Origin of the sequence: Coleofasciculus sp. G3-WIS-01, assembly GCF_040223135.1 — a bacterium.
In the GTDB taxonomy this organism is placed as follows: domain Bacteria; phylum Cyanobacteriota; class Cyanobacteriia; order Cyanobacteriales; family Coleofasciculaceae; genus Coleofasciculus.
On the sequence record NZ_JAVJZI010000181.1, the window covers coordinates 23402 to 36485 of the forward strand.

General features: G+C 44.3%; 12 protein-coding genes and 2 tRNA genes. 6 read left to right on the forward strand and 8 right to left on the reverse strand.

What is annotated here, in order from left to right; translation table 11 throughout:
• Nucleotides 1-60 precede the first annotated feature (60 nt).
• The 5 genes from urtE to urtA all read right to left on the reverse strand — a co-directional run bounded on the left by urtE (nt 61) and on the right by urtA (nt 6563).
• Complete coding sequence (urtE, locus tag RIM23_RS17815; RefSeq protein WP_446368510.1) at nt 61-762, reverse strand: urea ABC transporter ATP-binding subunit UrtE; 702 nt, start codon at nt 760-762, stop codon at nt 61-63.
• Nucleotides 763-1416: 654 nt separating this feature from the next.
• Nucleotides 1417-2556 (reverse strand): urea ABC transporter ATP-binding protein UrtD, encoded by a 1140-nt coding sequence (urtD, locus tag RIM23_RS17820; protein ID WP_446368499.1) that lies wholly within the window; start codon nt 2554-2556, stop codon nt 1417-1419.
• Between the two features lie 179 nt (nt 2557-2735).
• Nucleotides 2736-3911, reverse strand: coding sequence for an urea ABC transporter permease subunit UrtC (urtC, locus tag RIM23_RS17825; RefSeq protein WP_446368500.1), 1176 nt, complete (start codon nt 3909-3911; stop codon nt 2736-2738).
• A gap of 13 nt (nt 3912-3924) precedes the next feature.
• Nucleotides 3925-5097: an urea ABC transporter permease subunit UrtB gene (gene urtB / locus RIM23_RS17830; protein ID WP_446368501.1), complete on the reverse strand. Its 1173-nt coding sequence runs from the start codon at nt 5095-5097 to the stop codon at nt 3925-3927.
• Nucleotides 5098-5252: 155 nt separating this feature from the next.
• Nucleotides 5253-6563 (reverse strand): urea ABC transporter substrate-binding protein, encoded by a 1311-nt coding sequence (urtA, locus tag RIM23_RS17835; protein WP_446368502.1) that lies wholly within the window; start codon nt 6561-6563, stop codon nt 5253-5255.
• 325 nt (nt 6564-6888) lie between these two features.
• Here urtA and RIM23_RS17840 point away from each other — a divergent pair.
• The 4 genes from RIM23_RS17840 (at nt 6889) to RIM23_RS17855 (ending at nt 8690) form a co-directional block, all read left to right on the forward strand.
• Nucleotides 6889-6973: transfer RNA gene (locus RIM23_RS17840), tRNA-Tyr, on the forward strand.
• Between the two features lie 48 nt (nt 6974-7021).
• A tRNA-Thr gene (locus RIM23_RS17845) sits at nt 7022-7093 on the forward strand.
• Between the two features lie 159 nt (nt 7094-7252).
• Nucleotides 7253-8425, forward strand: coding sequence for a tyrosine-type recombinase/integrase (locus tag RIM23_RS17850; protein ID WP_446368503.1), 1173 nt, complete (start codon nt 7253-7255; stop codon nt 8423-8425).
• A gap of 49 nt (nt 8426-8474) precedes the next feature.
• The gene (locus RIM23_RS17855; RefSeq protein WP_446368504.1) at nt 8475-8690 is read left to right on the forward strand and encodes a hypothetical protein; all 216 of its coding nucleotides are present in this window, start codon (nt 8475-8477) and stop codon (nt 8688-8690) included.
• A gap of 194 nt (nt 8691-8884) precedes the next feature.
• On the opposite strand, the gene RIM23_RS17860 is transcribed toward RIM23_RS17855, so the two are convergent.
• The 3 genes from RIM23_RS17860 to RIM23_RS17870 all read right to left on the reverse strand — a co-directional run bounded on the left by RIM23_RS17860 (nt 8885) and on the right by RIM23_RS17870 (nt 10826).
• Nucleotides 8885-9199, reverse strand: a complete 315-nt coding sequence (locus RIM23_RS17860; RefSeq protein ID WP_446368505.1) for a hypothetical protein — start codon at nt 9197-9199, stop codon at nt 8885-8887.
• A gap of 27 nt (nt 9200-9226) precedes the next feature.
• A complete protein-coding gene (locus RIM23_RS17865) occupies nt 9227-9664 on the reverse strand; it encodes a ferritin-like domain-containing protein (protein ID WP_446368506.1) in 438 nt (145 codons plus the stop codon).
• A 406-nt stretch (nt 9665-10070) separates the two neighbouring features.
• Nucleotides 10071-10826, reverse strand: a complete 756-nt coding sequence (locus RIM23_RS17870) for a pentapeptide repeat-containing protein (protein ID WP_446368507.1) — start codon at nt 10824-10826, stop codon at nt 10071-10073.
• A 392-nt stretch (nt 10827-11218) separates the two neighbouring features.
• Here RIM23_RS17870 and ispF point away from each other — a divergent pair, with 392 nt between their 5' ends.
• Nucleotides 11219-11701 (forward strand): 2-C-methyl-D-erythritol 2,4-cyclodiphosphate synthase, encoded by a 483-nt coding sequence (gene ispF / locus RIM23_RS17875; protein WP_446337698.1) that lies wholly within the window; start codon nt 11219-11221, stop codon nt 11699-11701.
• A gap of 644 nt (nt 11702-12345) precedes the next feature.
• Nucleotides 12346-12747: an endonuclease domain-containing protein gene (locus RIM23_RS17880; protein ID WP_446368508.1), complete on the forward strand. Its 402-nt coding sequence runs from the start codon at nt 12346-12348 to the stop codon at nt 12745-12747.
• Nucleotides 12748-13084: the final 337 nt, after the last annotated feature.

A 13084-nucleotide genomic window follows, 5' to 3' on the forward strand; every position in this document is an offset into this window, starting at 1 on the left:
CTCCCCATCTCCTCTATGTCCCTCATCTTACCGTCTCCCATGTTGCTTAACAAAGGACGATTAAACCGCTAAAAACCGCTGAATCACTTGAGGACTTAGTTCACGAGTTGAACCCGATGCGACAATACCTCCCTTTTGCATCGCGTAGTACCAATCCGCTTGTCGGACAAAATGCAGATGCTGTTCCACCAGCAGCACAGAAATCCCTGTAGACTTGACAATCTGACGGATAGCGGCTTCAATTTCTAAGATAATCGAGGGTTGAATTCCTTCTGTGGGTTCATCCAACACCAGTAATCGCGGTTTCCCCATTAAAGCCCGCGCGATCGCAAGTTGTTGCTGTTGTCCTCCACTTAAATCTCCCCCCATGCGAGATAGCATGGATTCTAAAACGGGAAATAAGCTAAAAATCTCTTCAGGAATCTCAGCTTTGTTCCCTCTACCCTGACGACAGGCTTCCAACCCCAACAGCAGATTTTCTTTTACCGTTAAGCGCGGAATAATCTCCCGTCCTTGGGGGACATAACCAATTCCTAATTTTGCCCGTTGATCGGGGGATTTATGGGTAATCGGTTGCTCGGCTAAGGTAATTGTACCCGTTCGATGTTTGAGCAACCCCATAATCGTTTTCAATAGGGTTGTTTTGCCCACACCGTTGCGTCCAATCAGGCAAACCATTTGTCCGACGGGTACAGTTAAATCCACATCCCGCAGAATGTGACTTTCGCCATAATACACATTCACATCCCTAATTTGCAGCATTAGCTGAGTTGAGGATTGATGATCGATTTTAGATATTACTTGGTCAGTTTGACTCATAGCTAGAAGCCTTGAATTAGTATTCTTAGTGTAGTGCAGCATCGCTCAAACATTATTGAGGATTGTTAAGTTTAGGAACTATCTTAGAGCATCGCTGGGTTTAACCACAGTTCGCGATCGCAAGACGTAAAAATTATTCCCTGAGCCTTGTTTCAAAGTCAATTGTCGGGGCTGGTTTAGGGACTAAATTCCGCTATTCACCGATAACATTTCCCCAAAACCCGCCCTCCCCACCGATAACTGAACTGGTATTATAGGTTAAAGCTATTATAAATAAAACTTTTCAGTTTAAAGTTTACTATTTGATTTTGTAAATGTTAGGGAATTTTGACTGGGCAGCAGCAGTCCCTGGAAAAGCCCAATTTGACGTTGTTATTTAGCTGTAGTATGATATATTAAAATTTGTATAGCATGGTAACATAGGATAATTGTAGTTAATTTGCCAAGACACAGGCTTTAAACCCTTAGTCTGGCGTCATTTTCTTCCCTAGCGTCGGCAAAACTCCCAAAATACAAGCATACCCCAATGACAAAATTTTTTGAGCTTATTTAGAAATAAATTTGACAAAAAACATATTTTGTGAATCTATCCCTCAATCACAACGAATCGGCGGTATCTGCTTCTAAGCGATTTACCACAGCTTCCGGTAAATCCAGAAGTTTCACCAGTTCTTTATAAGCGGCTGCTTCTTGTTGATTAATCGTCGGTTCATTCGGCGTGCGGGCGCTAACATTAATCACCTCATAACCCAACTTCAGAATCAACTCCCGTTCTTCAGGACTTTCAATTTGAGCAACCAATTCATCAATATCAACATTTGCCGCTAGATAATCCCGTAGTTCTGTTTGTAATTTTTCCTGTTCTTCACTATCAGGCGAAAACAATTGACTCAATCGAGAGATAATTAACTGGGCTTCTTCAGGCGCTAAATCCCCATCAGACCAAGCCATCGCTGTCACAATTCGCAGCAGTTTCATTTGATCAGCGCTAATCGAGGACTCTCGTCCTAAATACACCTCAATAACACGGGGGTCATTATGCACCTCATCGATACTGCCTTCACATAACACCGAACCCTCATGGAGTACCGTCACCTTACGGGCAATCAGCCGCACAAATTCCATATCATGTTCAATCACAATAATCGAATGACTTTCAGCCAGGGCGATTAGTAATTCGGCAATATTTCCCGTCTCTTCATCCGTTAACCCAGCCACAGGTTCATCGACAAGCAATAAATCCGGGGATTGCGCCACTAACATACCAATTTCTAACCGTTGCTTTTCCCCATGGGAGAGTAAATCAGCTTGTAAATCGGCTTTAGGAACTAAACCAATCGTTTCTAATAATCCTGACACCCTGCGTTGTTCCGATGCAGCCGGACGACCAAAGAGAGTCGAAAAAACATTTTTATGGCGATTACAGACTAAATCTAAATTCTCTCGAACCGTTAGATTTAGATAAACTCGCGGCGTTTGAAATTTACGACCAATACCCATCTGCACAATCTTATGTTCAGATTTGCGCCGCAGATTTTGTCCTTTAAACAGAACTCTCCCCCGGGTTGGTTGTACTTTTCCCGTGATCACATCAAGAAACGTAGTTTTTCCCGCACCATTAGGTCCAATAATCACCCGTAACTCTCCAGTATCCATACTGAAGTTGAGGTTATTGAGTGCTTTAAAGCCATCAAAACTAACGGTTAAATCTTCAATTGATAATATCGGTTGATTCATAGTTGGCAAACGTTTAGCTAACCCAGGACAAAGGACGTAGCTTGCTTCTTTTCGGAAGCGAGTATAACAAAGGACAAATGACAACTATAGGGAATTAACCTTTCAGTGTCATCCGTGTGTGACTAACCTCTCACTCCCCTACCTCAATCTCCAAGAAATCCGTGAAATCAGTGTTTTGACTAATGACTAATTTCCTCTCGTTCTCGCTGCACCTCTGGGTCTTCTTCTAAACTGGGATAAGTAATCACTTCTTTACGCTTACCGAATAAACTAAGCAACCCCTGATAACCGGAATACCGCCACCAACCGACAATTCCGTTTGGCAACACCGTTACCACCAACAAAAATAATCCCCCTTGGAAAAATAACCAACTTTCGGCAAAGTTTTCACTTAAAATGCTTTTCGCAAAATTGACCACCAGCGCCCCTAAAATTGCCCCCACGAGTGTGGCTCGACCACCAACCGCCACCCAAATCACCATTTCAATCGAGAAGGCAATATCCATCGCTTTCGGTGAAACAATACCCGTTTGCAGGGTGAACATCCCACCAGCGATTCCCGCCAACCCCGCAGAAATAGCAAAAACTAGAACCTTAAAACCGGTGGGATTGTAGCCCGAAAACCTTACCCGACTTTCATCATCGCGAATCGCCACCAGTAAGCGTCCAAAACGACCCTGAGTCAGCCAGCGACTGATGGCATAAGATATGATCAGCAACAGGATTGTAATGGTATAAAATATAAACTGGGTTCGGTCGTCATTCACATTAGCACCCAGCAAGGTTTGGTAATTGGTTAAACCATTCGTACCATTAAATAGTTTCTGCTGACCATTGAAGAAATTGAAAAATATAATGGTTGCGGCTTGGGTGAGGATGGAGAAATAAACGCCTCGAATCCGGTTACGAAAGACAAGATAGCCAAATAAGCCCCCGACGATAGCTGGAACAACAATAACGGCAAAAACAGCAAACCCAAAAGAATTAAACGGTTGCCAAAACCAGGGTAATGTATCCACACCGTAGAGACTCATAAATTCTGGCAAAGTATCGCCTTCTAGGGGGGCTAATTTCAGATGCATTGCCAAAGCGTAACCCCCCAGGGCAAAAAAGATGCCATGACCCAGACTCAAGAGTCCGGTATAGCCCCAAATCAAGTCAATTGCCAAGGCGGCGATCGCCAATGCCAAAAATCGCCCCAACAAGCTCAGGCGAAAGTCAGACAGCGCCAACGGTATGACAATAATCAACACCAGGGCGATGAGAGTAACCACACCCACTTCAATCAGCAGTGATCGACGACGCTGTCGCCGTCGCTCTATTCCAGGAATTTCAATTACTGAGTCAGATATCATTTGTCATTCGTCATTACAATTCATAGGAGCGTCCCTTCTGCGGGAAAATACCGCCCGGTCTAATTTGCAGGAAAATAATAATTAGGGCAAACACCATCACCTTTGCCATACTGGTGGTGGCAAAAAAGGTAAACAAATCAAATAACGGCTCAATTGGCTGAAAGAGCAAAGCCAGTATTCCTGAACCAATCAGGTAATTAATTGTCCCAATCGCTAACGCCGCCACAATCGAACCTACCAATTTACCAACGCCGCCAACCACCACCACCATGAACGTATCGACGACATAATTCTGACCTGTATTGGGACTCACTGAACCCAGCAAACTAATCGCACAACCCGCCACTCCTGCTAATCCCGAACCAATGGCAAAAGTTAAAGCATCAACCTTACCCGTAGGAATACCCAAACAAGCGCTCATACTCCGATTTTGAGTCACAGCGCGAATTCGTAATCCCCAAGCTGAACGCTGTAAGAATAGGTAAATTCCCGTAATGCAAAGAATAGTTAGCCCAATAATAAATAGTCGGACATAAGATAACTGAAAACTGCCTGCGGGTAACTCAACTAACCACCCTCCCCGTAACCAAGTTGGTGCAGTTACATCGACACCCTGAGTGCCAAACCAAGGTTTAGTCGTCGCCAGGGCAAAGGTTTCACCTAAAACCTTGCCAATGGTAAAGACAATCCCTAAGGATAGTACCAGCATTGTTGGTATTGCCCAAGAGCGAATCCTCGGAAAATCTGCCCGACGAGACAGCACCCACAGCGCCCCAAAAAACAGCAGGCAAAATAGGAAAATACCAATCACCATCACCCAATTTACGCTGCGGATAAACTGCTGCAAAATTAGGCTAACACCCCACGTTGCTAGCAAAGTTTCCAGGGGGCGCCCGTACAGAAAGCGGATTACGCCCCGTTCGAGAACCAATCCCACAGCGGCGGTAACCAGAAACGCGATCGGTACGGCAAAGATGATATAAGTTTCAAACCAGGGTTCCCCCAGAGACTTGAACCCATTTTGGACAACAAAGGTCGTATAAGCACCCAGCATCATCAACTCGCCGTGCGCCAAGTTGATCACACCCATGAGTCCAAACACAATGGCTAATCCTAGGGCTGCAATTAAGAGAACAGCGCCAATACTGATACCGCCATAGAGACTATCTAAAAGTCCTGCTAGCACAATTTTCTACGTTGATTATTGATAGTTGATTTTTTATTGTGTAGGGGCTCTTTTCACTATTATCGTTTCTTGCCTCACCAAGGAGGGGACTTGCGCCCGCCCCGACTCCCCTATCTTTCCTGTTCCCTGTCTGCCACCTCCAGAGGTTATACGTCTTATAACTTGTATTGACCACCCTTACTCAGATCAGACCAATCACAACCATACCCTTTAGTTTCAGCCACAAATTGATTCCAGGGAATCGGTGCGACGGCGGCTTCTGTCTCATTGACAATTTCAAACAAACCATCGTCTCCCACTTGACCAATCCGCACCACTTTCGAGAGGTGATGGTTAGGATTCATGGTCACCATCCCTTCTGGGGCTTCAAATTTCTGACCATAAGCCGCTTTGCGGACAGCTTCTAAGTCATCAGCCGTTCCCGCTTGTTCAACCGCTTGCTTCCACAAGTAAACCCCAATATAGGCGGCTTCCATCGGGTCATTGGTCACTCGGTCTTCACCATATTTTGCCTTAAATGCCTTGACAAACTCCTGGTTTCGTGGTGTGTCAACGGTTTGGAAGTAGTTCCAAGCCGCATACTGACCTTTGAGGTATTCGGACCCAATCGCCTTGACTTCTTCTTCAGCGATACTGACAGACATAACCGGATACTTGTCGGGTGTCAAACCTGCACCCTGTAGCTGTTTGAAGAATGCCACATTACTATCCCCGTTGAGGGTATTGAAGATAACGCCCCCTTCTGGTAACGCGGCACGGATTTTAGTAATAACTGGGGTAACTTCTGTCTCCCCTAGCTCTAAATAATCTTCGCCAACCGTCTCGCCACCGAGTTCTTTTAGCTGTGCCTTAATAATCGTGTTGGCGGTTTGAGGGAACACGTAGTTAGAACCAATCAGGAAGAATTTTTTGCCCTTATTCTCCAGCAACCAATCCACGGCTGGCTCAATCTGCTGATTGGGAGCAGCGCCTGTATAGAAGATGTTGTTAGAACACTCCTGACCCTCGTACTGCACAGGATACCAGAGCAGATGTTTTTTCTCTTCAAAGACAGGCAATACCGCCTTGCGGCTTGCAGAAGTCCAGCAACCAAAAACGGAAACGACCTTATCTTGGTCAATTAGCTTTCTCGCTTTCTCAGCAAACGTGGGCCAATCTGAGGCACCATCTTCCACAATCGCTTCAATCTGCTTACCGAGAATACCACCGGCGGCGTTGATTTCCTCAATGGCGAGTTGTTCAGCATCGACAACACTTTTTTCACTAATTGCCATTGTGCCGCTCAGGGAGTGGAGAATTCCGACTTTTATCGTCTCGCCACTACTACCACCCACCGCCGAGTCAGGCGTTGTCGCATCTACGGTGGTATCTGCCGGCGGTTCACTACAGGCTTTGAGGAGAATACTGGTTCCTAACGCGGCACCGCCATAGATCAAAAATTTACGTCGCCCTAATCTTCTAACCATTTGTATAAAGATTCCTCGGCTAATTCCGTTCGTTGATAGAGATAAACAAGGTTAAGCTGCGATAATAGAGCCAGCTTAGCCGAGCAATTGTTATTTCTGATACCAAACGCCGAGATGGATGAGATTGAGCAGATGGGTGAGATGGTGCTACTACAAGGGAAAGTAGAGACGTAAGGCGTGGAACCTCTGTCTGGAAGCCGGGGTGTAGGGGCGGGGTAAAACCCGCCCTTGGAGGAGATGGCTCAGATGGCTGAAACGGGGGCGTCCGAAAAAAAGTTGAGCATAAATAAAAAGTTGTGCTAGTATGGGTAACTGTGAACGAAATGGGTCGGTGCCCGAGTGGTTAATGGGGGCGGACTGTAAATCCGCTGGCTACGCCTACGTTGGTTCAAATCCAACCCGGCCCACCACATTGCTCTATTTTATAGAGTGTGTGTATGAGAAACGTCTATGATGATGCCCGTGTAGCTCAGTGGTAGAGCACACCCTTGGTAAGGGTGAGGTCACGAGTTCAATCCTCGTCACGGGCTTTTGAGAAGTCTATAGTACTATAAGGCTTGTAAGCTTATAGCTTAATTGAGACATCCAGAGTCATCGTACAAAATCTGGGTGTCTTAGTTGTTTTTCGGGTATCAATTGGGTATCATGAATTAGAGTACAGAAATATGATACCCAAGATTAGATACCCAATGAGAGCCATTACATCTACTGGAACCGCTTCTAAGGCTTCAAAAGGCACTGTGGTAGTAGAAAACTTCAGAGACAGACTAAGACTACGCTGGCGAGTGGCAGGACAACGTTACAGCTTATCTCTAGGATTATCAGATACTAAAGAAAACCGGAAACTGGCTGAAGCTAAGGCTCAATTGATTGAGTCTGACATCAAGTATGAACGCTTTGACTCTACTCTAGCTAAATACAAGCCTCAAGATATAAAAGGATATGCCAGTGTCTACGAAACTAAACCAACACAGGCAAGAATGACAGTTCATCAACTGTTTACTGCATTCACAGAGTACAAAATTAAAACTGTATCAAAACGTACTATTAAACAAAAATATCAAGTAGTGATAAAATATCTTGATAGCTATTTTGATGCCAACAAGGTGGCAGAATTTGTCAGTCTAGATAACGCTGAAGGTTTCGTTCAATATCTTGAGCAATCAATGTCAGCATCTACTATCAAAATTTATCTATGTTTACTAAATGCTTGTTGGGACTGGTCAAAGACTAAGCAAATTACTCAATACAATCCTTGGAAAGAGCTACAGGAAAGAATAAAAGTCCCACCCAAACAACCTTGTAAACCTTTCAGCAAAGATGAAATTCTCATAATTATAGAATCATTTAAAACAAATAAACATTACAAGCACTATACAAATTATGTGCAATTCCTTTTTGCTACTGGCGTAAGGACTGGCGAAGCAATAGGCTTAAGATGGAAGCATATTTCTAATGAATTTTCTACTATCTGGATTGGTGAAACTATAACTCGCGGCGTTCATAAGTCTACTAAAACTAATAAAGCTCGAATAATCCCTGTTAATGACAAGCTAAAAAAAATGCTGCAATCAATTAAACCAGGCGATGCTAAACCTGATGATTTAGTATTCCCTAGCCCGGAAGGTAATGCAATTGATGACCATAACTTTAGTCAGAGAGCTTGGAAAAAATGCCTAAAACAAGCAGGAATTGAGCATAGAAAGCCTTACAATACACGTCATACATTTATCTCGCATTGCCTAGAAGCTGGAATGAATCCTGTTGTAGTTGCTGAAATAACTGGTCATGATGTGCAAACTTTATATGAAAATTATGCTGGAGTTGTATGTTCAAAACCAACCTTGCCTGAACTGTTTTAATACTGATGAATAAATGATACTCAGCCATACAGACAAGATTAAGAAGAAGATGGGTTATAAATTCAATGAACAAGTCTATGTAGATTTAGGAGGTGAAGAAGATAGTAAGCAAGGGTATGAAAATTACTGTGAAGTCTTTAAAGCAGGTAAAGCAAATCCAGTACAAGTAAAAATGGGAATGTTAGCTCATAGACCTAGCTTTACTGATGATGAGTTGAATTTAGGTAATGCAGAAATTAATCTAGCAGCTAAGGATTGTAAGTAATGTAATGATTAAGCTCTGCGGAAGTTAGTAAGAACGAGCTTACATAGAGAATCAGGATGCATCTACTACTGAACTAAATATTTAGGAAATTAGCTTTGTTAAGATACCTCCATAACGGCTTACTCTGCTATGGAGATACTTTCTACTTAGATTAGTTAATGCCTAGGAAATTTACTATCCCAGTAGCTAAATAATTATGGCGATGAATCTTCACCATAATCATCACATAGAGGATAAGAACCAAATCGACTACCGTTATATTCACGCGCTAAGTATCCACAATACTTATTAGCATCGTCGTAATCCCAACTATTACATTCATATAACGTTTTGCGGTAGTCATCCTTAAAAAAATTACTCCTTTCTATCTCTGGTCTTGATTTGCTAATAGTTGGTGAATCTGGTTTAGCTGTCTCCTTTGATTTCCAGTAATTGTCTGATATTGATTTAAGCTTTGCCTCAAAAGCAAAATCCCGTCCTGCAAAAAGTAGTGTGTCATTAGGTCGCATGATGTTTCTCCTTAACTGCAAAATACTTTACAAGCTAAAGTCACGCAGCATTTTCTTAATCTCTACGTTGTGCATTTCTTCCTGACCAATTTGACCACGGGCAAATTCCTCTAGGTACACGGATGCATCTTCCACGATATGCAGAAGGTCTTTATAGAGATCTAATGCTTTTTTCTCATGATTAAGGCTTTCCTGCAAAATATCCTGCACGGAATGTTGGTAGGTTTCCTCGATGGGCGCAATCTTTTGGCTGGGATGACCTTCTAAGCCTGTGATAATTTCTCCCACCTGTTGAGCGTGGAGCAGAGACTCGCTAGCCTGTGTCTTAAAAAAGTTTACAATCGGAATTCGGTTAGGACCAATCACCATCAAGGAGTAATGAGTATAACGCACGACGCCAGCCAACTCAAACTCCATAATGGTGTTGAGTACGTCAATGGTCTTTTTCAGGTCAAGCTCTTTCATAATGTTGAGGTTGCGGTAAGTAGATTCACGTAGGTCTGTTTCAGTTTATCCTTAAAGAAGCTTAACAAGTCAGCGAATCTACAACAGTTGCTAGAGAACATTTTGCCACCTCCCTCGGCAAGAGTGGTGGGGGAGCTAGTGCAGCGCGGCAAAAATACTTGAGCAGCTTTGTAGACACGATGAAGCAGGGGGAGCAGGGGGAGCAGGGGGAGCAGGGGGAGCAGGGGGAGCAGGGGGAGCAGGGGGAGCAGGGGGAGCAGGGGGAGCTGTTAACTGCTCAGTTATTTCTGCATTCTTGCACTAGGAGAGCAATCTAGAGACGTAGCATGGTACGTCTGGGAGCTGGGGGAGCAACATCCAGGGAGCAACATCCAGGGAGCAAGATGCTCCCACTATGGGGAACCGCTTATTTTTGAGCGTTATTCAAGTTCGCCCCGTCTAAGTTAGCTCCAGCCATATCCGTTCCTGTGATAGTGGCGTTGTTGAGATTGGCATTGCTTAAATCTGTATTACTCAGGTTCGCGCCTTCTAGGTTCGCGCTGTCTAGGTTTGCCCCGGCTAAATTCGCTCCAGCTAAATCTGCTCCTTTGAGATTAACGCCATTTAAATTAGCATTTTCTAAGTTAGAATGACTCAGATTTGCCCCTTCGAGATTGGTATTGGTCAAATTAGCATTGGCTAAATCGGCATTGGTACAATCGGCATCCTTGAGATTTTTACCACTCAAATCAGCGCCATTGAGGGTTAAGCCAGCACATTTAAAGTTACTCGGCGCTATAGTGGCAGAACTGAGGTTACTTAGGGGGGATATCGCCTGGTTTGTCTGGGCTGACTGACTGACGGCGGCATTGGTTACACTATTTCTCGGCAACAACCATCCGGCTACGCCAAGGGCGATTAATAAAGGAAGACAAATCGCGAATCCCATAAATAAGGGTTTACCGCGTTTAGCTTTCCGGAGTTGAGCCTCAGCTTGGATATTTTCTAACTCAATCTGATTAATCGCCTCTTCCATAAACTCTGGTGGAATTTGGGCTTCGGTTCCAGCATCGATTAGCTCTTGTGCAGAATAACTTTGGTTGTGCTGAGCATAGAGTTGAGCAGCTCGCATCAAAACGTCTTGGGCTTGCTCTTCGGGAATTCGATGGTGTTGCGGTTTCATAGGAGGGTTAGCTTGAGTACAATGAGCAATTTCAAGATAAGGTTGCTGGTTCTGAGAAACGGATAATAAATCGTCGTTAAAGGTTTCAGCGTTTGGCCCAATTCAACGGCGATAAAATTTATAAGTAGACAACCCTAAACGAGGTTGAAAGATTATTTAAACTTAAAGGGGTGTTGTCACTCTTATTACTGAGAATAGCTTGCTATTGATAAATTTGAAGGGTTTGACGCTTAATTTCTGGAAAAAGTGGCAAAAATTTACTATGATTTTAAAAATCAATCGGTTTGGTAAAGAGTTGATAAAGAAAATCGTGGTTAGGGATTAGTCATGGGGTAAGTTGGGTAAGGATGGGGATTTGGTAAATTATTGAGGTGAACCTGGGGGAAAAAGCAATGACTATCCGGATTGGTAACGGTTACGATATCCATAAACTAGAGAAAGGACGCCCTTTGATTCTAGGGGGTGTAAACATTCCCCACGAACTCGGATTGCTAGGGCATAGTGATGCGGATGCCCTAACCCATGCGATAATGGATGCCATGCTAGGCGCATTGAGTCTGGGAGATATTGGTCATTATTTTCCCCCCACCGACCCAAAATGGGCAGGAGCCGATAGTCTAGAGTTATTGAGTCAGGTGAATCAGCTCGTGCGATCGCAGGGTTGGCAGATTAGCAATATTGACTCGGTAATCGTCGCCGAACGTCCCAAGCTGAAGCCCCACATCAAAACCATGCGCGATCGCCTCAGCATGACTTTAGCATTACAACCCGATCAAATCGGGATTAAAGCCACCACCAATGAGAAATTAGGACCTGTGGGACGAGAAGAAGGAATAGCGGCTTATGCTGTAACTTTATTAGTTAAGGAGCATTAGTTCTTTGTCATTGGTTATAACTTTAACGAACCTTAAGCGAAATCTACACAAACATAGCACTAAAAGTCCCCCTTATAGATCCCCCTTCCGTCCCCCTTAAAAAGGGGGAAACCAGAGGATGCTTCGCTCTTGTTGCACGGGGAGACCAGGGGATGCGAGAGCGTTTTTTGCACGGGGGAGACCAGAGGATGCTTCGCTTTTTTTGCACGGGGGAGACCAGGGGATGCGAGAGCGTTTTTTGCACGGGGGAGACCAGAGGATGCGAGAGCGTTTTTTGCACGGGGGAGACCAGGGGATGCGAGAGCGTTTTTTGCACGGGGGAGACCAGGGGATGCGAGAGCGTTTTTTGCACGGGGGAACCGGATTTATTCAAAGTCCCCCTTTTTAAGGGGGATTTAGGGGGATCTAAACTGAACAGAGAAAGCCATAAACTGATGTCAATAATCGCTACTTGAGAAGAGATCCCCCCTAGCCCCCCTTAAAAAGGGGGGAACCGGATTCAAAGTCCCCCCTTTTTAAGGGGGAGACCCAAAGATACTTCGCTTTTTGTTACATGGGGGAACCGGATTAAATCTTCTCTAATCCTATTTTAAGAGGAGGTAAATAGACTCAAATTTACCCTTTTCAATTGATTATTAAAAAAAATGGCATTACCAACATCAAGCAACCGAAACCTCAATACTACACAATTCCATCTTCCCTATGATTCGCGCCTGGTAGCCAGAGCCAAATCCCTTCGCCAAAATCCAACCCCAGCCGAGAAAAAACTCTGGCGAGACTACCTGAGAACATTCAAATTCAGGATATTGCGACAGAGACTTATTGATCACTTCATTGTAGACTTTTACTGTGCTGCATTGAAATTAGTCATTGAAATAGATGGAGATTCTCATTTTACAGACCAAGGAAAAGCATACGATATTCAGAGAACCAGTATATTAGAAGGCTATGGTTTGCAGGTCGTTCGGTTTACGAATGACGAGGTACTCAATCATTTTGAAAGTGTGTGTCAACAAATTAATGCGATCGCCCTGAATTCTCATTAATCTCCCCTAGTCCTGCTTTTAAAGAAACTAAATAGACTCAAAGTCCCCCTTTTTAAGGGGGATGCGAGGGGGATCTAAACTGAACAGAGAAAGCCATAAACTGATGCCCAATAATCGCCACTTGAGAAGAGATCCCCCCTAGCCCCCCTTAACAAGGGGGGAACCGGATTTATTCAAAGTCCCCCTTGGGAGATCCCCCTCCCGTCCCCCTTATAGATCCCCCTTCCGTCCCCCTTATAGATCCCCCTTCCGTCCCCCTTATAGATCCCCCTTCCGTCCCCCTTATAGATCCCCCTTCCGTCCCCCTTATAGATCCCCCTTCCGTCCCCCTTATAGA

Coding starts and splice junctions, on each gene's coding strand:
- urtE (WP_446368510.1), bottom strand. CDS start 762: ATGCTGCAAATTAGGGATGTGAATGTGTATTATGGCGAAAGTCACATT.
- urtD (WP_446368499.1), bottom strand. CDS start 2,556: ATGAATCAACCGATATTATCAATTGAAGATTTAACCGTTAGTTTTGAT.
- urtC (WP_446368500.1), bottom strand. CDS start 3,911: ATGATATCTGACTCAGTAATTGAAATTCCTGGAATAGAGCGACGGCGA.
- urtA (WP_446368502.1), bottom strand. CDS start 6,563: ATGGTTAGAAGATTAGGGCGACGTAAATTTTTGATCTATGGCGGTGCC.
- RIM23_RS17850 (WP_446368503.1), top strand. CDS start 7,253: ATGAGAGCCATTACATCTACTGGAACCGCTTCTAAGGCTTCAAAAGGC.
- RIM23_RS17855 (WP_446368504.1), top strand. CDS start 8,475: ATGGGTTATAAATTCAATGAACAAGTCTATGTAGATTTAGGAGGTGAA.
- RIM23_RS17860 (WP_446368505.1), bottom strand. CDS start 9,199: ATGCGACCTAATGACACACTACTTTTTGCAGGACGGGATTTTGCTTTT.
- RIM23_RS17865 (WP_446368506.1), bottom strand. CDS start 9,664: ATGAAAGAGCTTGACCTGAAAAAGACCATTGACGTACTCAACACCATT.
- RIM23_RS17870 (WP_446368507.1), bottom strand. CDS start 10,826: ATGAAACCGCAACACCATCGAATTCCCGAAGAGCAAGCCCAAGACGTT.
- ispF (WP_446337698.1), top strand. CDS start 11,219: ATGACTATCCGGATTGGTAACGGTTACGATATCCATAAACTAGAGAAA.
- RIM23_RS17880 (WP_446368508.1), top strand. CDS start 12,346: ATGGCATTACCAACATCAAGCAACCGAAACCTCAATACTACACAATTC.